The organism is Vulcanisaeta sp. JCM 16161, assembly GCF_001316285.1.
This window is the reverse complement of sequence record NZ_BBDO01000008.1, coordinates 63,779-87,629: the sequence shown is the minus strand read 5'-3', so window position 1 is coordinate 87,629 and position 23,851 is coordinate 63,779. Positions and strand designations below refer to the sequence as shown.

The following is a 23,851-nucleotide window of genomic DNA, read 5'->3' as shown; positions in this document are numbered from 1 at the left end:
AATACATACTCTATATATTTCATGCCGAAAGCACATTCTTGTACATCTCCCTGAGCACCTTCTTATCCGCCTTTGCCGTGCTTGTCTTTGGCAGTTCCTTCTCACTAATTATTACTTTGTCTGGTATCCACCATTTTGGTATTTCGCCTTTTTCAACGAATTGCATTAGGTAGTTCTTGATTTCATCCTCTGTGATTCTTTGGCCTGGCTTTGGCACGACTATGGCTACTGGCCTCTCACCCCACTTAGGATGAGGAACACCAATAACAGCAACCTCACCAACCACCGGGTGAGTACTAATTATGTCCTCCAGTTTCGTACTCACGATCCACTCACCACCACTCTTAATCACGTCCTTAAGCCTATCCATAATCCATATATGACCATCAGAATCCCATACAGCCACATCGCCCGTGTGCAACCAACCACCGCGCCATAGTTCCCTCGTCTTCTCAGGATCCTTAAAGTAAGCTGGTGTCAACCAGGGTGATCTAACCACGATCTCGCCGATGGTCTTACCATCCCTCGGAACATCCCTACCATACTCATCAACAACTCTAATGAATGTCAGTGGTATTTGTCTAAGCCCCTTCATTAGGTAATTCTCCTTCTTATCCTCAGGCCAATTTAGTGTTGAGGCCTTAAATAATGCCTGGGCGATCACAGGCGCTGTTTCGGATAAACCATAGCCATTAATTACTATGATGCCCCTAGACCTGGCCAGCTTGTAAAGTCCCTCAGGCATTGCTGAGCCACCATTGCCGTACTTAAGACCCCTAAGATCATACTTTGGTGAGTCAGGGTGTGTGAGTAGTAGATATAATATAACGGGGACTCCGTATACGTACGTTACCTTCTCCTCACTTATTGTCCTCAGTATGTAGCCCCAATCCATGCGTCCAGTAAATACGTACTTCTGCCCGGCAAGGAACATTGCATGCGGGCCTCCCCATGCATGCACATGATACATGGGCACCAGCGGCATTACCACATCCCTAATGCTAAGCTCGTAGGGTGGCGCCGCAGTTGATATGGCTATGGCCATTGCATGAAGCACCAACTGCCTATGGGTGAAGAATACACCCTTCGGCGATCCGGTGGTTCCCGAGGTGTAGAATAACGTGGCCACAGTCCTCTCATCAAGGTCCTTAAAGTCGTATGGGCTCGAATCCTTTATTAAGTCCTCATAATTATACACCTCAACCCCAGGAAGCTTTACCTGTGGTGGCTCTGGCTTATCCGTCATTAATACTACCTTCCTAACAGTCTTAAGCCTTGGCATTATTGCCTGGAGTAATGGTAGGAATTCGTCCTTAACGAATAATATCTCATCGCCAGCATGATTAATAGTATATGCTAAATCCTCGGGTGAGTACCTCACATTCGCCGTATGTAGTACCGCACCAAGGCCTGGAACCGCGTAATACAGCTCCAGGTATCTGTGCGAATTCCACTCCAGCACGCCAACCCTGGTACCCAATCTCTTAGGATCACCTGGCTTAACGCCGAGCTGCTCGAGTGCCGTGGCGAGTCTCCTAACCCTATCCCAGACCTGGGCAAACGTAAGCCTAAGCTAGGTGCGTCCGGTGGCGCATAGACTATTTCCTGCTCAGGGAATGTATCAACGCCCCACTTCATAAGGTTGGTTAGTGTTAATGGAAAATCGTAAAATTCCGAAGCCCTTTCTACAAACTCCTCAGCAGACATCATTAAATTAATAAATTAGAGTAACCTTAGGCTTAATCCTTATTATTAATATATAGCTCTATTTAGATATTTAATAAAAATAAAAAAATTAAATTTAACAAGCAATAATATTACTAGAACTAAATAATTAAGAAGCAATTAACAAAAGACATATCATTAGTTGAGTATATAGGGTATAAGGTCGCTAAAGCATTGTATCAACGAGTTCATTAACGGTGTTGTGTATATATAGTGTATTTATTAATTAGGCTTAAGTGCTTGGCGATTGAATTAACCTTTGATGACGGATATTTTGGATTTGTTTCCGCAGTATGCTGAGGAGTTGAAATTGCTTAGGAAGACTGCTAGGGAATTTGCCCAGAGGAATTTCTCGCCGGAGCTTGCCAGGGAATATGAGAAGAAGGAGGAGTTTCCATGGGACTTATACAAAAAGGCTGGCGAGCTTGGCTACTAGCCCCATCAATACCCACTGAGTACGGCGGTGGTGGATTCACTACATACCTAGCGACATAGTTGTTACTGAGGAATTGGTTAGGGCAGAACCAACACTGGGCGTTGCAGTGATGTCCGGCCCATTCACATCCCATATGCTTTATTTCTTTGGCACTGAGGAGCAGAGGAAGAAGTACTTACCGCCTGTCTATAAAGGTGAGAATACATTCTTCGGCGCATATACTGAGCCCGAGCATGGTAGTGACATCACGCAGTTAAATACGGTGGCTGTGAAGAAGGGCGATAAGTACATAATTAAGGGTATGAAGACCTTTATAACAAACGCACCAACAGCTAAGTACGGCCTACTCCTTGCACAGACAGACCCCGAGAAGAGGCATAGAGGCCAGACACTATTCATAATACACACAGACTGGCCTGGAGTAACCATTAGGAGACTAACAGGAAAGATGGGACAGAGGACAATCCCTGTTGGCGAGATCTACCTCGATAATGTCGAGGTTCCCGCGGAGAACGTACTTGGTGGTGAAGAAAAGGGCTTGAACCAGGGCTTCTACTGGACATTAGCGTACTTCAACGTATCGAGAATCGGCGTAGCAGCTTAGGCCTTGGCATTGCATTGGCTGCCTTTGATAAGGCCCTTGAGTATGCCCAAAAGAGAACACAATTTGGTCAACCACTGATAAACTTCGAAATAATCCAGGAAAAACTAGCCAGAATGGCTATGCTAATTGAGGCAGCTAGGTCATTAATATATAGAGCTGCGTATTATGTTGATGACTACTTAAAGTTTAAGATTGATCCAAGGGCCATGGGAGCATTAGCAGGTGCTGCTAAGGTTTATGGAACTGAGGTTGCTAATTACGTGATTGACGAGGCCATACAAATACATGGTGGTTATGGATACTTTGAGGAATTTGATGTGGAGAGGTATTGGAGGGATCACAGGGTTACGAGGATTTACGAGGGAACGAATGAGATAAACCTACTAACAATAACCGACGCATTAAGAAGGGGGGTATGGAAACCATAGTTAAAACAACCTACAATTTCCTCTAACCTTACCTCCTAATTTTAATGTTCGCTCTGATGCTATATATAAGTTAGATTTAATTTATTTCCCTAAATGCTTTACTTATGCCTAGGTCGGCCGTAGAGTATATAAACTCCGTCAGGGATGGTAGGGTCGTTTACTATAGGGGTAAGAGGGTTGATGATATAACCACGCACCCGGTAATTAGCATAGCCGTTAAGCATGCAGCGGATCTTTTCGATGTCGTGGATAGGCTTTATGAAGACCCTAACTACGGGCGTATAAGTAAGTACTTTAAGGTGCCTAGGAATACGAATGACCTACTCGAAAGACATAAGTTGATTTATGAGGATACCCTTAGGTTTGATGGCTTATTTAACATAGTCCAGGCAATAGGTAGTGATGCGCTCTTCTCATTAATGATAATTGCCAAGAAAGTTGATAGGAAGTACGGCACTAATTATTATGATAGGGTCATGAGGTATTACGAGTATGTTGTTAGGAATGACTTAGCGATAGCGGTTGCTCAAACGGATGTTAAGGGTAATAGAGCTAGGAGGCCTCATGAGCAGGAGGATAAGGACATGTATCTTAGGGTTGTTGAGGTTCGTGATGATGGTATTGTGGTTAATGGGGCTAAGATACACACGACCCAGGGACGTGGCCAATGAGATAATAGTATTACCTTATAGGGCTATGGTTGAAGGTGATAGGGATTACGCCGTTGCCTTTGCCGTGCCCGCAAACACGAAGGGGCTCAAGTTTATTGTTAGGCCCGTGCTTGAGTATGACGGCAATCCAAACGCGGTTAATGCAGCGAGTAGGTTTGAGGTTGAATCATTAACGATTTTTGACCACGTTTTCGTACCCTGGGACAGGGTATTCCTGTTTAGAGAGTGGGATTTCGCTGGGCAGTTGGCTTGGACCTTCGCAACTTATCACAGGTTCACGGCAATATCCTACAGGGCAGCCACGGCTAATTTATACCTGGGCGCCGCGCTCTATGCCGCCAGGGCTAATGGGATTGAGAACGCACCACATGTTAGGGATTGGCTAGTTCAGATGATCATGTATAAGGAGATAATGAGGATGGGGGCCATGGCGGCCGCCTGGAGCCCTGGATTGATGAGGGCATTGCGGTACCAAACCCCATATACACAAACGTAAGTAAGCTGTACGCTAATGCCCACTTCATAGATGTCGTGCATGGCTCATAGACATTGCAGGTGGTTTAATAGCCACAATGCCCTCACACGATGATTACATAAACCTAGAGGAGAGGCAATACATTAGTAAGTATCTCAGAGGCGCGGTTGATGGTGATACGAGGTATAAGATAATGAGTTTAGTCAGGGAGTTAGGTGCGAGCCACCTAATGGGTTACCTATTAACGGCTATGATACATGCTGAGGGCTCTGAAGCGGCTAGTAAGATAGGAATGCTGAGGGAGTACAATTATAAGGAGGCAGAAGAATTAATAAATAAAATATTGAATAAAATAAAACTATAATCAATAAATATTTCGTAAAATAAAAATAAAATACTAATTATTGCATTATTAATTGTAAAAAAAGTGATCGAACTTGATACTAGAAATAACAAATGTATTTAAATTTCTTGATACTAGAAATAACAAATATGAGTCTTGAAGAGTTTAATCCCTGGTGGAGGGGTAGGGAATATATTGATGAGGATCCCGATATCATTAGGTGGCGTAATGCTAGGGTCAGGTGGATGCCCAGAGAAGTTAATGCTGTGTCACTTAAGCCATTTTCTCTAAACTTTATTTATGGACCTAGGCAGGTAGGTAAGACTACAATGATTAAGTTAATCATTAAGGACTTACTTCATGAGGTTAGGCCTGAGGCCATTTTTTTATTATAGCTGTGACTTGCTCACTGATTATGAGGAATTAATCAATGTTTTAAAGAGGTATATTAAAGTAAAGGAGGAACGTGGTATCAAAACAAGTTATATATTCCTTGATGAAATAACTTACGTAAGTGATTGGTTTAGGGCAATCAAGTATGGCATAGATAGGGGATTATTCAAAAATGACGTTATTACCATAACGGGTTCAACAAGCATTGCTTTAAGGGGTGATATAGAAACATTTCCCGGCAGGAGAGGCTTTGGCGCGGATGTTATTCTGTATCCTCTTAGCTTTCGATCATACATAAAGGCCCTAAGGCCGGAGATCGAGGTGGCGCCTGGTTGGTATGAGGAGATTAAGAACCTATTCGAAAAATACTTAGTGACTGGTGGTTTTCCCTTATCAATAAATTCCTACTTTAGTTTCGGCATGATAACGAGTGATGTTTATAAGTCATACATTGATTGGATAATTTATGACACTAAGAGGGCTGGTAAGGATGAGGGGTTGCTCAAGGAAATACTCTCGATACTGCTTGAAAAGGCTGGTTCTCAAATAAGCTATAACTCAATAGCTAAGGATCTCGGCATTTCGCACAGAACCGTTTCAGAATACATAAATTTACTAAATAAGATGTTCTTAATTACTGTGCTTAACCACATTGATGTTAACACAGGGAATAAAGACTATAGGAAATTGATTAAGATCCACTTCATGGATCCATTCATATACCGAGTAGTTTCGTTCTGGACTGGTGTGAAGGTACCTGATGAGTCAATAATCGTTGAGGGAGTTGTAGCGTCGCACCTGGCTAGGATTAGTGAGGTTGGTTATACCACGATTGGCAGTAGGGAAATCGATGTTATTTCGCTCAGTGACTTCACAGGTTATGAGGTAAAGTACGGAAGAAGAAGTGAGCATGTGAGCGCTAGGGCGGGTAAAATGAAGAGGGTAATAACAATATCGAGAGATACGGAGAATGTTGATGTAGTCCCCGCCTACGTATTTTTATCGGGGCTAAGCATATGAACGCTTCACGCCTTCTCAAAGCCAAGCACGTCCGCGTAATTACTTAAGTCGAGCAGTCCATGCCCTGAAAAACTGACGAGAATGACCCTCCTCTCACCGGTCCTTCTAGCCTCATCAGCAATCTCCTTAATTACGGGTAGTGTATTGGCAGTCTCAGGGCAGGTACATAACCCTCAACCTGAGCGAATATCTGAGCCATTCTAAACACAGTCTCTTGATCATAATCACGCCCCTCAACATATCCCTTACTCATTAAGTAGGATAATGTCGGCGCCACTGCATGATACCTCAAACCACCTGCGTAGATTGGTGGCGGCACGAAGTCGGCACCAATAGTATACATCTTCAATTGAGGCAATACCCTACCAGTGTCAGGGTCATCATACCTATAGACGCCCCTAGTCACCTTAGGAACCTCCAGGGCACCTACAGCTATGTACCTCCTCCTAACCTTACCACTCCTAAGCTCCTCACCAATGAATGGGAAGAACGCCCCACCCCAAGTAATCGATGTAAAATAATACGGTAATGGCGAGCTTTAAACCGCTTGCTGGTTTAGCTTGATCTTTAATGTCTCTTTGTCGTGCTTCGTTAACTTGCTTGGACTTAAATGAACATTAACATCATGCATAAAAACTGAGTAAAAGTAAAAATATATTATAGAGGAATTATGTTAAGCCCGTGGGCCCTGGGCGGGGTCTTGGCAGTTTAGTTTCGCCATCGCCCTTGCTATTGACCTTGCCCTCTTTTCCTCGCCTTCGCTGATTGCTTCCTTGAGCATTCTCTTTAGGACCTCACAGACCTTGATAATGAGCTCTGGATGCTTATTAATTTCACTATGGTTTAGGTAAACCACGTATCTCTCACCCCAATGTTTTAACTCAGCATTATACTTAGCCTCCCTCAATCTCTTCTGAATTTCTATAGCATTTTCGTAGTCCTTACGCCCAACTATAAGTTTAACGAGACCCTTATTATTAATACTTACAGTCATCCTTATGCCGACGACCTCAACTGACGAATTACCTATCGGCTTAACTTTCGTGCTAGCTAATATGATTAATCGCCTAAGCTTCTCGGCGTCTACTAACTTACTTAAATCCTCAATCATTAATTTAATAATAGAATCATCGAGAACTCTCTGCGTCAGGGCGATGGCTTTTGAAGACCAAACTGTGTAAGTCCTCTTATATTCATTATCCTTATTCCTGAATCCGAGACTCGTTAACTTCTTAATAATATTACCCCATATTTCATGCTTCGAATTACCGAGGTTAAGCTTAATTCTTCTCTTTTTAATGCAGATATCGCCATCTCCAAGCACAGCAAATAATAAGAATACTAGGAATTCCTTATTATCGAGATCAAGGACTTGCCAAGCGATTTTAGCCTTACTTTTGAATAAGCCTTTATGTCGATAGCAACTAAATTCCAGGTAACCTTTACGTCATTATTAAGGCTTAAGCCGCGTATGCTCACATTGCTTTTACCTGGGAATATCAGTGAGAAAATAATGGCTTGCCATAATCGATTTGTACCCATTGCTGGGTAGCCCTTCTTATTGGTCGTCCCATCGGTCAACAATAACCCGTATTGTGATGCCCTGAGTCTTTTGTCGTCAAGAAACTTGGGTACGAAAACATCAATACCCTTAAGGCCTGTTAGCGATATGCTTATCGTAATGTTGCCTGACTTAGCAACTCTCGCTACCTCAATCGTCGAATGTCCAATGTATAGGTGTACCATGAATGATTTATTGTTGTTGAGTGGTTCTCCTGTTATGATTATCTCAGTTTCACCCCTCCTTAATTTCTTGATCAACTCCTCGAGCTCTTGTTTGTAGGTGCTTAGCCATTTTTCCCTTGCCCTCCTTAGGAGTTCGAGCATTTTCTCGCCGACATCAAACATTGCCATCCTCAGCTTAACTACGTCCTTGTCACCGTCCTCCCCAATCTTAGCCTCAATCCTCGATAGCCAATCATTCAATGCGTTGATGGCGTAATCAAACGGCGTAGCAAATCACTTAACAGCACGCTTCTGCGCTTCTCTACTCGACTAAGGAACTCGTTAATCAACCTCATTGTCTCCTCAACGACCCTTGGATCATCAACTTCCTCACCGCACCTTAGTCTCCTCTCGCCCCTGACCTTCTTGCCCCGGCAAATCCTCAAGCCAGGAGTCATGAGGCATTCATTAAATTAATTCATCAACCGAATTAATAAGTCACTGACGGTGAGGCATTACAACGAATTGCAATGACGATTACCACGTAAAGACTTGATAGGGAGATTAGGGTAATTAGGCAGGTAAAGATATTGAGTAATGATATTGTTAAGCCAAGGCACAAAAGTAGCACGTATAATAACGAGTAACGAGCCGAGGACAATCAGGATAAGGACTCATGTGATAACGAGGTCAGCAAGTAGGAAGTAAAACTAGTAAAATTAAGTAATTATTGCTTAACAGAGCTCGAGTTTTATAGATAGGAATTTCTCATCACTAAAACCTTATAGGTAAATTCTAACGGGCGCGTTAGGTATTCCTCAAACCTCCTCGCCCTGATTAGAGGTGTTGGTCTACCCACCTGTAAGTAGCGTTCCAGGACTTCCTCGGGTATTTTCACGAACCTCTCCGTGGAGAATTCAAGCCTAAGGGGCTCTGAGGGTATTACCTGCTTTAGGAGTTCGAGTCTTTTACCATTGTCTGGGTCATATGGTGGTGGTAATGGTTCTGGTAGGTCTGCGAGTATGTTGTACCAGTGTGTGGGCATTTCATCTACGGGAAGGTCTATTCGATACCTTTCCAGTCCCAGATATTTACCACCGTGCTCATCTGCCTATTTTTCCTTTATAAGCATTATCCATTAATACATAAACTACTATACTTTAAAGATGCTGTTATGGATAATATTTACGTCGACTATCATCGGTAGAAATGCGCGATTGCAAAGGCGTTATTTTGAAGAACGCTTAATCTTCAATATCTCCTTAAGCAGCGATATTTCATCTTCCGTTAGGTGATCCTTAAACTGCGTCATTAGGGTTATTGCGTGTTCCTCGGGTACGTCCACGTACAATTCATCGCCTTCCTTAATCTGCCTACCAACCATTATGTTACCCTCTATCGATATTGCAACCTCCATACCCTTCCTAGCCTCTGGTATGTTCTTACCCTTATCCTGTATTTGCATTATCTACCCACCCTCTTACCATCACCCCTAATCAATGGATATCCAGGCTTTATCAACCCCTCAAGCACCGCAATACCGACAATGACGGGATTGCTCCTCCTAAATACGTAACCAGGAAGTATCCTTATTTTCCCAGGCCTTATGTACCTATCGAGCTCCATCTCTACGAGCTTCGTCTTCTGCTCCCTATACCACTGGGTGAATTCCTCAACGAGCCTATACAGAATCTCATTCCTGAAGATCCTCACCCCGTACTGCATAGCCTCAACCTCAACATCATGGGGAACCTTAACATTGAATGCCAAGACAACCCCATAAAGTGGTCCTTCTTCCTAACTATGGAGGCCTCAACAACGTCCCTCCTACTCACATTACCAACATCAGCCTTCCTAACAGGTATACCCTGACTCCTGAGGTAAATGACCATCGCCTCGAGAGTACCTAATGTATCGGCCTTAGCAATGACACCCTCCTTATCAGTCTCTATCTTAACCTCCGAAACCTCCTCCCTAACCAACTTCACATACTCATCCAGTGAAGCCCCCTGTGGAACAACAAGAACGGGCGCGCCTGGAACAACCTGATCAAGCCCATCAGCAATCACCTTAACGCCAGCCGCTGCCCTAACCTCATCCATGAACATATACCTATCCTCAGGATCCCTCATCTCATCAAGCGGCTTTGGCATAACGAGCATCTTAACCTTAGTGCTTACCGGGCCCTCGAGCCCCGCCGTTACTATTAAGTCACCTTTCCTAATCACGCCGTCGTAAAGCACGACGTCTGCCGTGACGCCCCAACCCTTCTCCTCCCTAATCTCCATGACAACGCCCTTACCTGGTCCATAGGTGACCCTTAACTTCTCCCTACTAAACCTCTGGCTTAACCCAGCAAGCACGACTAGCAGGTCGGCCAGGCCCTCGCCGGTGACCGCACTCGTGGGTACAATGGGCACCTGGGTGTTGAAGTCCCTCACCCTGTCATACCTATCGGCATCCATACCCAACTTATTAAATTCCTCTATTATCCTTGCAATGGCCTCCTCAACCCTACCCTGGACATCCTCCCTCTGCTTATCGTATGAGTCGAGGAATGGCGCATTCTCATGGGGTTCCCAACCATATATTCTATCAAGCTTATTTGCCGCAACCACGAACGGTATATTCCTAGACCTAATTAACGTGAGACTCTCATAGGTTTGCTCCTCAAAGCCCTTGGTGATGTCTATGACGAGAACCGCTAAATCGGCCACGGAACCACCCCTACGCCTCAGGTTTGAAAACGCTGCGTGACCGGGGGTGTCCACCATGAGGAAGCCCTTAATCCATACCTTACCCTTAAGCCTAAACTTCGTGAGTAATGGATCGGCTATCCTCTCCACGGCGCTCCATGGTATGAATGATAGGCCTATGTGCTGTGTAATCATGCCAGGCTCTCTATAGGCTACGAAGGTCCCCCTTATCTTATCAAGAAGTAGTGTCTTACCGACATCGACATGGCCAACTACTACGGTGATTGGCGGCCTATAATCCATCAATGACTCCTCAGTCTTACTCATAATTATCTAGAATGATGGGTAGGCTTGATTTAAAAATCATTTTTCTCTATGACGATGCAGCCTAGGTATTATCCTCTTTAGTATTATGGTCATTAGGAACAGAATTAGTATGGAAAGTGATGATGAAAGCATCAATACGAAGTAGTCGATGTTAACACCGAGTATTACCATGTACGTGGTTACAACATGACCTAATAACGTATATAAATAATACGTGAGCGCTATGGAAAATGCAAGGACTATTAATGATACCAGGAAAATGGGAATATTCACAAACTCATTCAGCAATAGAAATTCCACAAGAGCTGAGATTATTAATAACGAAAGAAGTAATGCGTAACCCATACCCATGTGCGCCAGGAATAATTCAGCAATTGAATACGCCTCAGTAATAATGAAGAGATATCGTGAGTATATGGGCCTTAATACAACCACTATATATGACGATAATATCATCAGAAAACCAATTATGCTAGGAATCCTTAATCCCAGGTTATAAATTAATAAATTAACCATCAATAGGACTGTAACCCCCACAGCCACAGATAACCTTGGGTTCCTCATAACTCATTCACCGAGAATAATAACATTCACATTCCTTAGGTCAACATTAGCCTTAACCAAATCATTAAGTGACTCCTTAGTTATTAATAGTAGGGAATTCCTACGTAAATACCTATTAATAATGCCTATATCATCCATCGATAAACCACGATCGGTCCTTATTGGGTAAAGAAGTCGCATAAGCTCCTCAATACTAACCTCCATCACATACCTCCCAAGAATGCCCATGGCCTTACTAATTAACTCCTGCCTATCCTCAAAACCCATTACTAACTCCCTAAGCTTAAGCTCTAGATCGGCCAGTGAGGTGTTTGACGTTACGTTTAATGACCTCACTAAGCCATTACCAATAAGTATTAGCATGAAGTATGAACCCCTTAGATGGCCCAAATACATTAATGCCTCATCGATTGGTCTTCTATTGCCCACAGGCCTGAGCATTCTCGGTGTGTATTCCATCACGATAAGCCTAGGTACGTTACCCACTTCAGACCTAGCCGCACTTATTAAATCGTTGACCCTGGCACTGGTTATCCAGTGAATATTACTGGCGGGTTCAAGGAAGTTGTAATTTCTTAAGTACATGAAATCACCCATTCTAGACTCCGTCAATGCCGCATTACTCACGTAATCCCCAAACGCCCTTTGATCACCAACCCCCAGCAATGCCTCCTTACCAGGCTCTATAGGAACCTCACGCCCAATCTTAATAAAGCGGGAATTCCTAATAACGTCGAGCGGGTCGGAGACCTTGATTATTACTCCTAGGACTTCGGCAACTCCGAACCACCTGGCCCTTATATTGATTTGCTCCTGAGGTCCGTTTATCACCACGTGATAATCATCATTACATAGCAGGTGGGGTGAACAAACAAGTTGCATGCGTGCAGGTAGTCTTATGCGTAGTGGCGACGCAAAGGCAATACTTAATACTGCGCTTTGCCCGGCGTAGGTCATCTCGTGGATAATCCTAAGCGTACTTAGGACCGCACTGGTTAGGAGATCCCACGTTAAGAAGTACGACGTAAGCGCTAGGAATAAACCAATACCAATCAATAATGGTGCTTCATTCCCTGCGTAGACCCCTAGGTACATTAGTAGTGCCAATGCTACGTAGATTATTAAAGCCGCGTTATTTCTAACAATAGAGCTCATTCCCTATACCCACATTAATCTTTCAGCATACAATCCTTTTTAATTACTTTATTAAGATGCGTAGATTTTATCAGCAAAGGAGATGCGGAACCTTAAGACCTTCTGCTTAAGTAGTAGTAGACGTAGTATCCTATTACCCATGGAATCATTAGCAAGAGGGAAGCCAATGCCGTATATAGTATAATTGATAATAATTGTGCATAATCATGATAATGAGAAGTACTTATTGGTTCAAAGGCGACCCAACCGGAGTTCGTAAATGCCTCAATCCAAACCACCGCGCTACCACCTACGTGATACACGTAGACATCATCACCCAGTGGTTCCCCGGCGAAGCCAGCGCTGCCCTGGTCGGTATCCCCAATGATCTAAGTATTGCCATGGTCAGTATCACGTAATCTATATAGTTACCAGTGCCATTAACCAGTGTATAATCAATGGGGTATGTCGTGTTAGAGACCGTAAAATGACCACTATTGAAGTAACTCAATAACTCCCTAATGGCAGAAACCCCACTTGCATTAAATGGCACAGGTATTAAACCCCATGATATGTTGGTGTCCAGCGGCTCTACATAATCCCTGGCGTACAATGTCTCAATGCCGGTATAATTAAGGTCTTGAGATATGCGGCATATCGTTAATTTAAAAACCGCAGCATTAATAGGTTCCTTACTCACTAATAAATCGCCAGGCTCAAGTACACTAACCTCAGAAAATGGGACTACGTTCATCAACGTGATGTTCGAAACCACGAATATCAATGACCCGCCCATGTTTATGATGAATGGTATTGGGATTGCCTCAATAGGTTGTGAGAAATTCTCGTAAATAGTGTAGGAATTGCAGTCAGTACCAACAGCGAGATCCAGCGTTATTGGGGGATAACCCGTAATTACCGGGATTGTATTTAACGTGTTAATTAAATCATTACTCGTCAAGTTATAGCCATCAAATACTAAATACCTCAGTAATACGGGTATTCCTGACTTGACGTATATCGTGAGGTTAACGCCAATTGGATTGAGCAATCTAGAGTATGACAATGCGCTTGGCTTATTAACCTCAATTATTGGTGTGAAGGTGCCAGTAAATGAGGTACTATTCACTGAACCGTCATAAAAACCCACATAATCAGTGCCATTATTAAAATCAAGAATTCCTGGAAAGACCCCCTGCCCCTCAACCGCATTAGGGCCTATTAATTTAATGGATGACCTCGGCATTACAATTACTGCATATTTAATATTACTCTGCTGCGTTAGTAACTCGATAATTACGTCACTATTTGTGCTCGCCACTACGAAGTAAGGAGCACTTATCGATATTGAGTAAGACATAGACGAGCCGGATGCTGCGGGTCTAATCGCTAGCATTATTCCTAGCAAAAGCATTATTAATGCATTCATTAATTATGCCCTTAATGAACCTCAAAAAAATTTCTTTTGCACTCCCTAATCCTCACCGCATTAATCATTGGATTATTAATAAATACGCCAGGCATTGAGGCATTGACGCAATTGAATTATCTATACAGTGGTAATTACGAGCCTATAGTGTGGCCGATAATTAATGTGACCCTTGCGGTGAATAAATCAGTAATTAATGGTATAGTAATAGTGGTTTCTCCAAGTACTGAATCAATAAATGAAGCCTTCACGGGATTGCTCGTATTACCAAACAATACCTCCTACGTAATCACAGGCTTCTTAGGTAGTTCATCAATATACATAGTTAGTATTGAGAGAATGCCCAATCAAAGCTTAATCAATACTCAGTACGGTCAGTACTATGGGACGGTTAAGAAAGGCGTTGTCAGGGGAAGTTCAAGCGGTGTGGGTAATTCAGTCCCTGGCTCATCAACGGGCAATTTAAACAGGACGGAGAGTACTAAGGAGGTTAGTAAGCGTGAGACTCCTTGGAGCATTAGCTATCCTTTGATAGTCATTACGGCAACGCTTCTGATAATCTCGGTGTCATTAGTATCGATGTATATAAGGAGGGGTATGAAGTATCCTGATTGCCTTGAATATGGTATTACGAGGATCGTGCGGAAGATGAGGATTAATGAGCCGGGGATAACACATAGGGAGTTGGGTAATTACATAGTTGACCGCATTAATGAGAGACAGACCGTTGAGGAGTTGGTGAGACTGTTCGAGGAGGGTATGTATGGTAATAGGGTGGTTGATTGTAGGAGGTTCATGGCGCTGGTTAAGAGGGTTCTCAGGAGGATTTAACTGCATAAACTTTAAAAATCATTATTGAGTACGGACGCTGTATGAGAATTTACACATGCGCCTTCTGCGGAAGACCAATACCGCCGGGTACTGGGATAATGTATGTCAAGGCTGACGGTACGGTACTCAGATTTTGCAGTAGGAAGTGCTTCGTAAGCGCCATTAAGTATAACCGCGACCCAAGGAAGCTGGCCTGGGTAAGGAAGGAGGCGAAGAGCGCCAAGGCGCAGAAATGAGAAGCCTTTTAAGGGAATTACCCCGACGCCTTAGTAATGGTCATAATTTATAAAGGCAGGCGTGTCACGCTGGACGTATCTAGGGTAACCCTACCAAATGGGCATGAGATGAACCTGGAAAAGGTCGTTTTCCCACATGCCGTAGCCGCACTACCGATTTATGAAGGTAATAAGGTTGTGCTACTACGTCAATTTAGGCCCGTCGTTAATGATTACATTATTGAGGTGCCGGCTGGCATCATAGAGAGCAACGAAAGGCCTGAGCAGGCATTAATTAGGGAGTTGAGTGAGGAGATTGGGGCTGAGGTTGATTACTTCGAGAAATTGTTCGAGGGATTCACATCTCCTGGGTACTCAACCGAGTACATCACGATTTATTACGCCAGTGTTAAGAACCTGAGGGAACCAAGGCCTGAGCCTCATGAGGTTATTGATAGGTTGATTATTGATTTTAGAGATGCCGTGAATATGCTGCTCAGTGGTAATATTAAGGATGCTAAGTCAGCGTTGGCAATAACGCTATATATGCTTAAGAAGGGGCTTAGAGCGTGATTTTATATGGCATTGACCGAGGAACTTGTGCTTAAGGCTCTTGCCAACGTTAGGATTGAGGCTAGGAAGTTTGCGGCCTTCTACGTGTTTAGGAGCAGCAATGACATCTTTAAGGCGCTCGTTGTGACGATACTGACACAAAACACGAATGATAAGAATGCGCTTAGGGCCTATGAAAACCTCGTTAAGGTTGTTGGTGACATAACCCCAGAGAAATTGGTGGGTATTGGTGAAGACGCCCTAGCCAATGCCATTAAGCCTGCCGGAATGCATAGGATCAGGGCTAAGAAAATTATTGAGTTATCCCGAGTGATACTTGAGAAGTATGGTGGTGACTTAACATGGATTAAGGACCTGCCCCTCAACGATGCCAGGAAGGCGTTACTTGAGCTTCCTGGTGTTGGTGAGAAGACCGCGGACGTGATACTCGTTAACCTGGGTAAACCGACATTCCCCGTTGATACCCACATAACCAGGATATCCCTTAGACTTGGTATTGCCAGGTCGAGGAATTACCGCGAGATACAGAGGGCTTGGATGAGCATATTAACGCCTGACCCTGGCAGGTATTTAGAGATCCACCTCAAGCTCATTCAGTTCGGTAGGGATGTGTGCAGGGCCAGGAACCCGAGGTGCGATGTGTGCGGGTTTAAGGAAGTCTGTAACTATTACATGAGTAATGTTAAGGGTAAGGTTAGTCGGTAATTTTTATCGAATAAGCTCCTTAAGGTATGGCTCGGCATCAACTTCCTTATAGCCTCCCTGGTTATCGTCACGACATCAACACCCTCACCACTCCCTGGGTCGTGATAAATGGCTGACCTAACGGCCCTAACCGCAAGCCTAACAGCATCCTCAATACTCATGTCCTTCCTATAACCATCTTCGAGAACGCCAAATGCTGTTGGCGAACCGCTGCCAGTGGCCATGAACTCCGCCTCCCTAGTTAGCGTCCCGAAGAAGTCGAGCATGTATATCACGGTCCCTCATCGGGATCCCAACCACCAAATATCATGTGGACCAGGTAGATGAATGGCCTACTCGAGAATACGATGAGAGATGCGTAATTGGCTAAGGCCTTATCGATATCGGTTTTCCAGTCTCTATCTTGTACTGTATTGCGGTTGCCGTTAATGCATCAAGCACCTTCTGCAAATCAGCGACGCCGCCGCTCATCGTAGCCGCCACGTGATTATCAATTTTCCAAATCTTAACGCCCTTCCTTCTATGGGCTATGTAGTAGCCTGCGGTGACCCTCCTATCCGTGGCTAACACAACGCCGTCGTTAACCACAATACCCACTGTGGTAGTCCCAGTCATTAATCTGCTAAGTCTTTCATTATCACCTGCACTGAACATCAATCCCAATGAGAACTGCTTTATTAATAAATCTTAACCTGATCCTCTAATTACTGAGATGACTGCTGAGCCTGCTGGGTTTCGGGCTTCGACTCGGCCTGCTTCTCCTCGGCCTTAGCCTCTGCGGGCTTTGTCTCGGCCTCCCTCTTAATCTCTATCTCGTCAATGAAGACCACCTTATTCACATTCGTGAACCTACTCCCAATATCATCCGCTATTCTGGCTTTTATGGTGCTATGTTCTCCATGAATAGCGTCTCGATGGGCAACTTAATAGTCACGGCGGAACCACCCTCGCTAAGCTCAACATTGACCTTATCGATCTCGATCCTTGGCATGTACTGTTTAATTATGTACCTCACCTTATCCTGAACTGTCTCAAGCTTCTTAACAACCTTAGCCGTGACCACCAACGTCTTACCAGCCAGCGGGTGGTTGAAGTCTAGGGTGACCCTACCACCGGTTATGCTGACCACCCTACCCTGTTGATTATTAATCTCAACAACATCACCGACCTTAGGTAACTTACCATACCTATAGAACTCCCTAATGGATATAACCCTGACCTTACTCGGGTCTCTCTGGCCAAAGGCCTTGTCCGGTGGTATCTCCACGGTTATTTCCTGACCCTCACTTGAATTCATTATTGCCTGCTCCAATGGTTCGAAGAGTTTAGTCTCACCGATGATTATCAATCGCGGTTCGTAAACCTCATCAGGCTTGTAAATGCCTGCCTCCTTAGCTTTGTCCTCTACCGTAGTCTCCACAACCTTATTATCATCCTTATCAACAACCGTGTACTCAAGCAATACGTAGTCACCCTTCTGAAATGGCATCGACTATGAACCGGTTGACCGCCCCTTTTAAATTTTAAGCTGTATAGGAGAAATAGGTTTTAATCCCCTTTAATAGATAGTAGGTGAGGTATGAATACGGCCTATATAATCGGCATTGCGGTGATATTATCAATAGTATTAGCGTTACTGGGCATTGCATTAATAATGATTGACATATTGAGAAGCCATAAGGAGGAGGATAAGGAGGAGGGCGAGGAAAGGCGGGAGGAGAGGAAGTCCGGGGTTGGTGGCGTTGTTTTGATAGGGCCCGTACCAATAATCTTTGGTAATGACCCATCCATCATTAAGTGGGCTATAGTGCTTACGATAGTAATAGTCGTATTATTCGTAATACTAACGTTACTACCTGGCATTTTATGAGGTGATTGCCCATGAGACTTTACCAACTTGGCATTTTACTAATAATTCTTGCGATTCTCATACCCATTATAGCCGTCGTAATGGCCATAGCCGCAGGAGTGAGTAGCTCGTACACGGCACCATCCAATGTGGGTGGTGCCATCGTCATATTCCCAATCGTGCCAATACCAATACTCATAACCTTCGGTAAACCACAAATAACTCAGCCCCTGATTTGGTTCACGTATGTAATCTTCCTAATATTCCTAGCCCTGGTAATATTCTCAATAGTGCAGTATTATAGGGCGAGGAGGGAGTTAATGAGGCGTTGGCAGGAAGAACATAAATAAGTTATTAAATTATAAAATAGTAGGGCTTAATGAGGCTATACTGGTCACCCGTTGAGTTAGCCAGTAGGTTAGCGAGGAAGGGCATGAGGTATAACTTCGCCAGCGGTGCGCCTGACCCAGGTTTATTACCAATCGATGAGTTGAGAAGGTCCTTCGAGAGGGTTTATGAGGAGTATGGCAAGGCGATCATTGCATATCCAGGCGCCGGTGGTTTAAGGGAATTGAGGATTGAACTCTCGAGGTATGTCGGTAGAACACTTGGCATAAACACTAATTGGAGAGATATAATAATAACCGCCGGTGCTCAACATGCCATTAAACTACTATCGCAATTATTAATGAGGAGGAGGACTACCGTTTATGTTGAGGATCCCACGTTCGTAGAGACCGTGGCGCCCATGAGGTTTCAAGGGGCTCGATTAATCGGCGTTCCCGTCGATAATGAGGGAATGAACACGCACGAACTGGAGAAGTTGATTAAGAAATACGGACCTGGCATTGTGTATGCAGTGCCCAATTGCCATAACCCAACGGGTGTGTCGCTCAGCATGGACAGGAGGAAGCACCTAATCGAGATTGCAAAGGAACATGGATTAATAATTATAGAGGACGACCCATACACATCGCTATACCCCAATACAGAGCCCACCCTTAAATCCATGAGTAACGATGTTATTTACGTCGGAACACTATCAAAGGTGTTAGGTCCCGGCCTAAGGATTGGGTTCGTAGTAGTCAATGGTGTATTAAGGAATGACTTGGAAAAGCTTGAGCAGCATGACTTTGCTGCATCAACGCTTAGTCAATACCTGGTGTATGATATGTTGAGGAGGGGCGTTGCTAATGATGTTATAAAAAGGGCACGTGAGTTGTATCCTAGGAAACTCAAGGAACTCATTAGTGCGTTGGATGAGTATTTACCGAATGCCCTAATGTATAGGCCCCATTGTGGATTTTACGCATTCATAAATACCAGGGTAAATGCGTGGGAGCTGCTGAGGAAGAGTGTTAGGCAGGGTATAGTGTTCGTTCCCGGTGGTAGATTCTTCATCAATAGGAGGTTGGAGAACACAGCTAGGCTTAGCATTGGCTCAATAAGCATCGACTTAATAAAGGAGGGTGTAAAGGCATTGAGTGATATCATCATGGCTACTTAATGATTACGTACTCGCCACCGTCAGATCTGCCATTACTTAATCCCTTAATTATTGATGCAATTATTATAAGGAGCGTTAATAAGCCAAGTATTACTAATAATGACTTAATGCCTAATACCCCAAACGTCCAAACCCTGACGTAGACATTATCGCTAGTTATGTTAACCACGTATACGTCATTACCATAGATTACCATACCAATTGAGGAATTAATGGGTATGCAGTATTTACCTGGGCCTACGTAGTATAGGCTACCAATATTTAGCACGGCATTTGGTAATTCATTATTTAGTAGGTCAACGGGTGTGAAGCTAATCATACGTGGATTAATGAGGAGAGTCTCCGGGTTGCTACCATTTATTGCTATCTCACGCTGGTAAAGTAATGATCCATTACCAAGCAATTCAACCTGTACCTGATCACCAATAATGGCGTTGGGTATACTCACCACTTGGTTATTACCATTTAGTGGAATAGCGTATTGATTACCACCATACTTAATTAGCAATTCTAGGTTCAGGTCTGGGCATTCCCTGGGTATTGTTATGTTTAAGGTATAGCTTGAGAATACGGGGACCTTTAATGAACTGCCCTGGTAAATAGTGCTCGGGCCCAGGTTCATTAATTCGCCGTTCATTAACGCATACACGTCATAAGTGCCTGGGTAAATACATGAGTCGTTTGTGAACGGTATCAGCGTCCCATTAATGTTTAGGTATATTAAGGCACTTAATGGGTTGCCTGCTTCATCAACTATTGATACCTCTGAACGCGGAATTAAGGGGAGACTCACCGTAACTGTTGATGTGGGTATTGAGTTTAGGTAAATGCCTATAGTCTTTATACCGCTGATAATTACGTATAACACCCTATTCAACACAGGTTTATTGCTAGGCTACCCGTTAAACCCATTATTGAACCACCCCCCGTCGTTATAAATACGTTATTACACCTCAATCCCTGCATTGATGCACCAACTATATTCACAGTCACTGGGCTGATTGACTCGTTGACTACGCAGTAAGGTGTGTATGATAGGTAGGTAGTCCATGGGGTTATTCTTGGCATCCCTGGATTAACCAATGAGCAGTTACTATAGTGGTACTTAATCCACGGCGCACCAGTAAGCATTATCATGGGGCTTGATGAAGTAGTTATTATTAGGTTCTGCGTATTTACTGCTGGTGCGTAGTAATACGGCGTTATCACTATGTACGTCGTACCATTGGCTGTAACATCCACATTACTTGAGTATGTGACATACGTGGCTATCTCGGCGTAAGTACTTATCGAATCAATATTAATGTTTGAATGCTCCATACCTAACTCCGCCGTTAAGTAATTGCTAATGCTGGCCTTAGCTGGTGATATCGATATTAACCTAACAATTGAGAATAGGTAGTTCAGCCCGGGAATTGACGGTATTGATATGTTCAAGGAACCCTGGGTTAGCGTATACGTGATGTTCGAGCCAGGTATTACTAAGGCCTCAAGTGGGTATGAACCATATGAACTAATTCTGAGGTAAATTCCGTATACGGGTAATGAACAGTCAATCCGTGCATCAACGTACTTAGGGCTGTAATTAATGACGGGGATGCTTATTAATGAGCCATTATACAATACTAGAGACACAGATACTATGCCTAGGTTCGATAGGGGATCCAGGTATGCGCTGAATAATGCATTGCCCCCCTGTGAGCAGTATTGGTATATTGGTATTATTAATTGATTACTCGTTATATTGATTGTCTCGGTATATGTCTGATTGCCATAGTAAATATTAATGCCCATGTAGTTAATGGTTACCTGCGCATAACTGAGAATGGGCAGTATCACGAATATGGCAATAATTACTATCCAGCTAAGCGCCTTATCACGGTAAATAGCTAAGAAGGGATTATAAATAATACAAACACGTAAAATAACCAAGTGATGATGCAGTTCGCGGAGGATTGAATGACAGGGCCTTCGAAAACTGATCACGCATATACAGTCGTGTTAACACTATACGGTGATGGCAACCCATGCTTTCTATTATAGGCTGCATTCAGAAGGGCTACAAATAATGGGTGCGGCCTAAGAGGCCTGCTCCTAAACTCTGGGTGGAATTGCGTAGCCACGAAGAAGTAATGGTTTGGTAGTTCAATCATCTCAACCCTGGGCACGTCAATTCTCCATGCTGAGAACACTAGGCCCTTCTCCCTAAGTATTTCGAAGAATTTAGGATTAATCTCATACCTATGCCTATGTCTCTCCCTGATTTCGGTGGTTCCATAGATGGCGTGGGCTATCGTACCCTTAACAATGCTTATCCTCCTATCACCAAGTATCATAGTTCCACCTAATTCCTCAACATTCTTCTCCTCGGGTGTTATGTCGATGACGGGGTAGGGCGTATTAGGATCAACCTCAGTCGTGTGGGCGCCCTTAAGACCCACGACATTCCTCGCAAATTCGACAACGGCAAGTTGCATGCCGTAGCATATGCCTAGGAATGGTATGTTATTCTCACGTACATACCTTATAGCCTCGATCTTACCCTCAACACCCCTAGCGCCAAACCCAGGTAGTACAATTACGGCATCCGCATTATTAAGCTCGGTGACCTTAACGTGATCCTTCTCGATCTCCTCAGTATCGCACCAGATGATGTTCGGCTTAAGCTCAATTTGGCGGCTGCGTGTTTAATAGCCTCAACAATACTTATGTAGGAGTCATGAAGCTTAACGTACTTACCGCACATATAAACATTGATCTCCTCCTTACCATTCTCAAGGGCATTAACAAAGGCTATCCAATCATCAAGCTTAGGCTCCACCTGTGCCAAGCCAAGTTTGCTCAATACGTACTTACCCAAGCCCTGCTCCTCAAGTATTAATGGCACCTTGTATATCGTGTCTACGTCGTATGACGTGAACACGGCATCAAGGGGTACGTTCGTGAACAGGGAAATCTTCCTCCTCGTCTGCTCATCTAGTGGTTTAGGAGACCTGGCAATTATTATGTCTGGTTGAATACCAACCCTCCTAAGCTCAGCAACGCTGTGCTGTAATGGCTTTGTCTTTAATTCGCCTGTTGTTGATAGTATTGGTACCAGAGCGACATGGACGAAGAGTACATCGTTAGGCATCTCAAGCTTCATCTGCCTTGCCGCCTCAAGAAATGGTAATCCCTCGTAATCGCCCACCGTACCGCCAATCTCTATCAACACTATGTCAGGTTTTTCCCTCCTCGTTACGAACAGTATTCTCCTCTTAACCTCCTCAGTAACATGCGGTATTAACTGAACTGTCTGCCCAAGGTACTTACCCTTACGCTCCCTCCTAATGACAGTGTAGTATACCTGGCCGCTGGTTATGTTGTGGTACTTTGGAACCTCTATGTCGAGGAATCGTTCATAGTGCCCGAGGTCGAGGTCGGTCTCGCCACCATCAAATGTTACGAAAACCTCGCCGTGCTGGAACGGGTTCATTGTACCAGCATCAACGTTTAGGTATGGGTCTATCTTAATGGCGGTTACGTGATAGCCTCTGGCCTGTAGTATTTTTCCGATTGATGCTGTCGTGATGCCCTTACCTAAGCCTGATAATACGCCGCCGGTTATAAAGATGTACTTTGTCGTCATAATAAGCACGGTATAGCTTAATATTTAATACTTACTCTTATACTGGTAGGTCATTACTTATTTTTGCCCTTCATTAATTCATCGTAAACTCCCATGATTATTTCATGCCTCCTCTTCACCTTTCTTTCTAGGTCATAAAGCTCGGTCCTCATCCTGTAAAGTTCAATCCTTAATCCATTAACTCTATTGACTAGGTCTAACTCGCTTGGTGATAGTAGGTATTCGAACTTGGCGTCCGGCTTTAATGTCCTAAGTATTAGGTATATGTCTAGCTTACTGAAACCCTTGCTTCTTAGCTCGTTTACTATGCTCTTTATGTCCTTAGCCTGTGAAATTGAAAGCATTAGAGACCACCTTCTGAAGGTCATTAATGAAACCACTCAATGCATTATTGACGGAGCCCTGCAAATGCATTATTCCGGTGACTGCATTACCGAATAAACCACTTATTAGTGATACTAGGGCCACGAGCACGGCCATCGATATCGCTATTAGTAGGACCTCCTCAATGAATATGTCTCCCCTATTCCCAGCCTTCCTCATTTTTACGCCCATCAATTAGTAATACTCAAC

Annotated in this window: 24 protein-coding genes and 7 pseudogenes; 13 read left to right on the top strand and 18 right to left on the bottom strand. The window is 43.9% G+C overall.

Annotated elements, in window-relative coordinates; genetic code table 11:
- Positions 1 to 19: 19 nt before the first annotated feature.
- Positions 20 to 1,707 (bottom strand): annotated as a pseudogene (locus JCM16161_RS11075) (long-chain fatty acid--CoA ligase).
- Between the two features lie 280 nt (positions 1,708 to 1,987).
- On the opposite strand from JCM16161_RS11075, the pseudogene JCM16161_RS18385 reads away from it, so the two are divergent.
- From JCM16161_RS18385 to JCM16161_RS11060, 6 genes and pseudogenes are all read left to right on the top strand, one after another.
- A pseudogene (locus JCM16161_RS18385) lies at positions 1,988 to 2,300 on the top strand (acyl-CoA dehydrogenase family protein); the annotation flags it as partial.
- The gene (locus JCM16161_RS18380) at positions 2,295 to 2,765 is read left to right on the top strand and encodes an acyl-CoA dehydrogenase (protein ID WP_243671479.1); all 471 of its coding nucleotides are present in this window, start codon (positions 2,295 to 2,297) and stop codon (positions 2,763 to 2,765) included. The pseudogene JCM16161_RS18385 and the gene JCM16161_RS18380, both read left to right, overlap by 6 nt.
- 14 nt (positions 2,766 to 2,779) lie before the next feature.
- Positions 2,780 to 3,193: an acyl-CoA dehydrogenase gene (locus JCM16161_RS18375; RefSeq protein ID WP_243671463.1), complete on the top strand. Its 414-nt coding sequence runs from the start codon at positions 2,780 to 2,782 to the stop codon at positions 3,191 to 3,193.
- A 104-nt stretch (positions 3,194 to 3,297) separates the two neighbouring features.
- Positions 3,298 to 4,703: pseudogene (locus JCM16161_RS11065) on the top strand (4-hydroxybutyryl-CoA dehydratase).
- A 128-nt stretch (positions 4,704 to 4,831) separates the two neighbouring features.
- The gene (locus tag JCM16161_RS18370) at positions 4,832 to 5,077 is read left to right on the top strand and encodes a hypothetical protein (RefSeq protein ID WP_243671462.1); all 246 of its coding nucleotides are present in this window, start codon (positions 4,832 to 4,834) and stop codon (positions 5,075 to 5,077) included.
- A 7-nt stretch (positions 5,078 to 5,084) separates the two neighbouring features.
- On the top strand, positions 5,085 to 6,095 hold the full coding sequence (locus tag JCM16161_RS11060) for an ATP-binding protein (RefSeq protein WP_243671461.1): 1,011 nt from the start codon (positions 5,085 to 5,087) through the stop codon (positions 6,093 to 6,095).
- A 130-nt stretch (positions 6,096 to 6,225) separates the two neighbouring features.
- Here the strand turns inward: JCM16161_RS11060 and JCM16161_RS18365 are convergent, their stop codons facing one another.
- The 10 genes and pseudogenes from JCM16161_RS18365 to JCM16161_RS11020 all read right to left on the bottom strand — a co-directional run bounded on the left by JCM16161_RS18365 (position 6,226) and on the right by JCM16161_RS11020 (position 13,937).
- Complete coding sequence (locus JCM16161_RS18365; RefSeq protein ID WP_243671460.1) at positions 6,226 to 6,501, bottom strand: hypothetical protein; 276 nt, start codon at positions 6,499 to 6,501, stop codon at positions 6,226 to 6,228.
- 267 nt (positions 6,502 to 6,768) lie between these two features.
- Positions 6,769 to 7,419 carry a hypothetical protein gene (locus JCM16161_RS18360; RefSeq protein ID WP_243671459.1) on the bottom strand — a complete coding sequence of 217 codons (651 nt, stop codon included), beginning with the start codon at positions 7,417 to 7,419 and terminating at the stop codon, positions 6,769 to 6,771.
- Positions 7,420 to 7,436: 17 nt separating this feature from the next.
- Positions 7,437 to 8,081, bottom strand: coding sequence for a hypothetical protein (locus tag JCM16161_RS18355; protein WP_243671458.1), 645 nt, complete (start codon positions 8,079 to 8,081; stop codon positions 7,437 to 7,439).
- Positions 8,078 to 8,278, bottom strand: coding sequence for a hypothetical protein (locus JCM16161_RS18350; RefSeq protein ID WP_243671457.1), 201 nt, complete (start codon positions 8,276 to 8,278; stop codon positions 8,078 to 8,080). The genes JCM16161_RS18355 and JCM16161_RS18350 overlap by 4 nt, the downstream gene beginning before the upstream one ends.
- Before the next feature lie 293 nt (positions 8,279 to 8,571).
- On the bottom strand, positions 8,572 to 8,865 hold the full coding sequence (locus tag JCM16161_RS11045) for a hypothetical protein (protein WP_054855874.1): 294 nt from the start codon (positions 8,863 to 8,865) through the stop codon (positions 8,572 to 8,574).
- 183 nt (positions 8,866 to 9,048) lie between these two features.
- Positions 9,049 to 10,843: pseudogene (infB, locus tag JCM16161_RS11040) on the bottom strand (translation initiation factor IF-2).
- A gap of 36 nt (positions 10,844 to 10,879) precedes the next feature.
- Positions 10,880 to 11,407 carry a hypothetical protein gene (locus tag JCM16161_RS11035; protein ID WP_054855873.1) on the bottom strand — a complete coding sequence of 176 codons (528 nt, stop codon included), beginning with the start codon at positions 11,405 to 11,407 and terminating at the stop codon, positions 10,880 to 10,882.
- Positions 11,408 to 11,410: 3 nt separating this feature from the next.
- Complete coding sequence (locus JCM16161_RS11030; RefSeq protein ID WP_054855872.1) at positions 11,411 to 12,562, bottom strand: DUF58 domain-containing protein; 1,152 nt, start codon at positions 12,560 to 12,562, stop codon at positions 11,411 to 11,413.
- Positions 12,563 to 12,654: 92 nt separating this feature from the next.
- The gene (locus JCM16161_RS11025) at positions 12,655 to 12,864 is read right to left on the bottom strand and encodes a hypothetical protein (RefSeq protein WP_054855871.1); all 210 of its coding nucleotides are present in this window, start codon (positions 12,862 to 12,864) and stop codon (positions 12,655 to 12,657) included.
- Positions 12,852 to 13,937, bottom strand: coding sequence for a transglutaminase-like domain-containing protein (locus tag JCM16161_RS11020; protein ID WP_243671456.1), 1,086 nt, complete (start codon positions 13,935 to 13,937; stop codon positions 12,852 to 12,854). Before JCM16161_RS11020 ends, JCM16161_RS11025 begins: the two co-directional genes overlap by 13 nt.
- Before the next feature lie 69 nt (positions 13,938 to 14,006).
- Here JCM16161_RS11020 and JCM16161_RS11015 point away from each other — a divergent pair, with 69 nt between their 5' ends.
- Genes JCM16161_RS11015 through JCM16161_RS11000 form a run of 4 tightly spaced genes read left to right on the top strand, consistent with a single transcriptional unit; the run spans position 14,007 to position 16,294 of the window.
- Complete coding sequence (locus JCM16161_RS11015) at positions 14,007 to 14,801, top strand: hypothetical protein (protein ID WP_054855869.1); 795 nt, start codon at positions 14,007 to 14,009, stop codon at positions 14,799 to 14,801.
- Between the two features lie 41 nt (positions 14,802 to 14,842).
- Positions 14,843 to 15,037: a 50S ribosomal protein L24e gene (locus tag JCM16161_RS11010; RefSeq protein WP_054855868.1), complete on the top strand. Its 195-nt coding sequence runs from the start codon at positions 14,843 to 14,845 to the stop codon at positions 15,035 to 15,037.
- 36 nt (positions 15,038 to 15,073) lie between these two features.
- Positions 15,074 to 15,589: an NUDIX hydrolase gene (locus JCM16161_RS11005; protein WP_054855867.1), complete on the top strand. Its 516-nt coding sequence runs from the start codon at positions 15,074 to 15,076 to the stop codon at positions 15,587 to 15,589.
- 6 nt (positions 15,590 to 15,595) lie between these two features.
- A complete protein-coding gene (locus JCM16161_RS11000) occupies positions 15,596 to 16,294 on the top strand; it encodes an endonuclease III (RefSeq protein WP_054855866.1) in 699 nt (232 codons plus the stop codon).
- Here the strand turns inward: JCM16161_RS11000 and JCM16161_RS10995 are convergent.
- A pseudogene (locus JCM16161_RS10995) lies at positions 16,258 to 16,909 on the bottom strand (proteasome subunit beta). The gene JCM16161_RS11000 and the pseudogene JCM16161_RS10995 overlap by 37 nt on opposite strands.
- 89 nt (positions 16,910 to 16,998) lie before the next feature.
- Positions 16,999 to 17,783 (bottom strand): annotated as a pseudogene (locus tag JCM16161_RS10990) (peptidylprolyl isomerase).
- Positions 17,784 to 17,873: 90 nt separating this feature from the next.
- On the opposite strand from JCM16161_RS10990, the gene JCM16161_RS10985 reads away from it, so the two are divergent.
- Genes JCM16161_RS10985 through JCM16161_RS10975 form a run of 3 tightly spaced genes read left to right on the top strand, consistent with a single transcriptional unit; the run spans position 17,874 to position 19,650 of the window.
- Complete coding sequence (locus JCM16161_RS10985; RefSeq protein WP_054855865.1) at positions 17,874 to 18,164, top strand: DUF131 domain-containing protein; 291 nt, start codon at positions 17,874 to 17,876, stop codon at positions 18,162 to 18,164.
- A gap of 11 nt (positions 18,165 to 18,175) precedes the next feature.
- Positions 18,176 to 18,493, top strand: a complete 318-nt coding sequence (locus tag JCM16161_RS10980) for a hypothetical protein (protein WP_054855864.1) — start codon at positions 18,176 to 18,178, stop codon at positions 18,491 to 18,493.
- Positions 18,494 to 18,522: 29 nt separating this feature from the next.
- Positions 18,523 to 19,650 (top strand): PLP-dependent aminotransferase family protein, encoded by a 1,128-nt coding sequence (locus JCM16161_RS10975; RefSeq protein WP_054855863.1) that lies wholly within the window; start codon positions 18,523 to 18,525, stop codon positions 19,648 to 19,650.
- Here JCM16161_RS10975 and JCM16161_RS18345 read toward each other — a convergent pair.
- The 5 genes and pseudogenes from JCM16161_RS18345 to JCM16161_RS10955 form a co-directional block, all read right to left on the bottom strand.
- A complete protein-coding gene (locus JCM16161_RS18345; RefSeq protein ID WP_243671455.1) occupies positions 19,643 to 20,530 on the bottom strand; it encodes a hypothetical protein in 888 nt (295 codons plus the stop codon). The two genes, JCM16161_RS10975 and JCM16161_RS18345, sit on opposite strands and share 8 nt — an antisense overlap.
- Positions 20,524 to 21,489, bottom strand: coding sequence for a hypothetical protein (locus JCM16161_RS18340; RefSeq protein WP_243671454.1), 966 nt, complete (start codon positions 21,487 to 21,489; stop codon positions 20,524 to 20,526). The genes JCM16161_RS18345 and JCM16161_RS18340 overlap by 7 nt, the downstream gene beginning before the upstream one ends.
- Before the next feature lie 143 nt (positions 21,490 to 21,632).
- A pseudogene (locus JCM16161_RS10965) lies at positions 21,633 to 23,278 on the bottom strand (CTP synthase).
- Between the two features lie 53 nt (positions 23,279 to 23,331).
- Entirely contained in the window at positions 23,332 to 23,622 is a 291-nt protein-coding gene (locus JCM16161_RS10960) for a hypothetical protein (RefSeq protein ID WP_054855862.1), read from the bottom strand.
- Positions 23,600 to 23,833 carry a hypothetical protein gene (locus tag JCM16161_RS10955; RefSeq protein WP_054855861.1) on the bottom strand — a complete coding sequence of 78 codons (234 nt, stop codon included), beginning with the start codon at positions 23,831 to 23,833 and terminating at the stop codon, positions 23,600 to 23,602. The genes JCM16161_RS10960 and JCM16161_RS10955 overlap by 23 nt, the downstream gene beginning before the upstream one ends.
- Positions 23,834 to 23,851 lie beyond the last annotated feature (18 nt).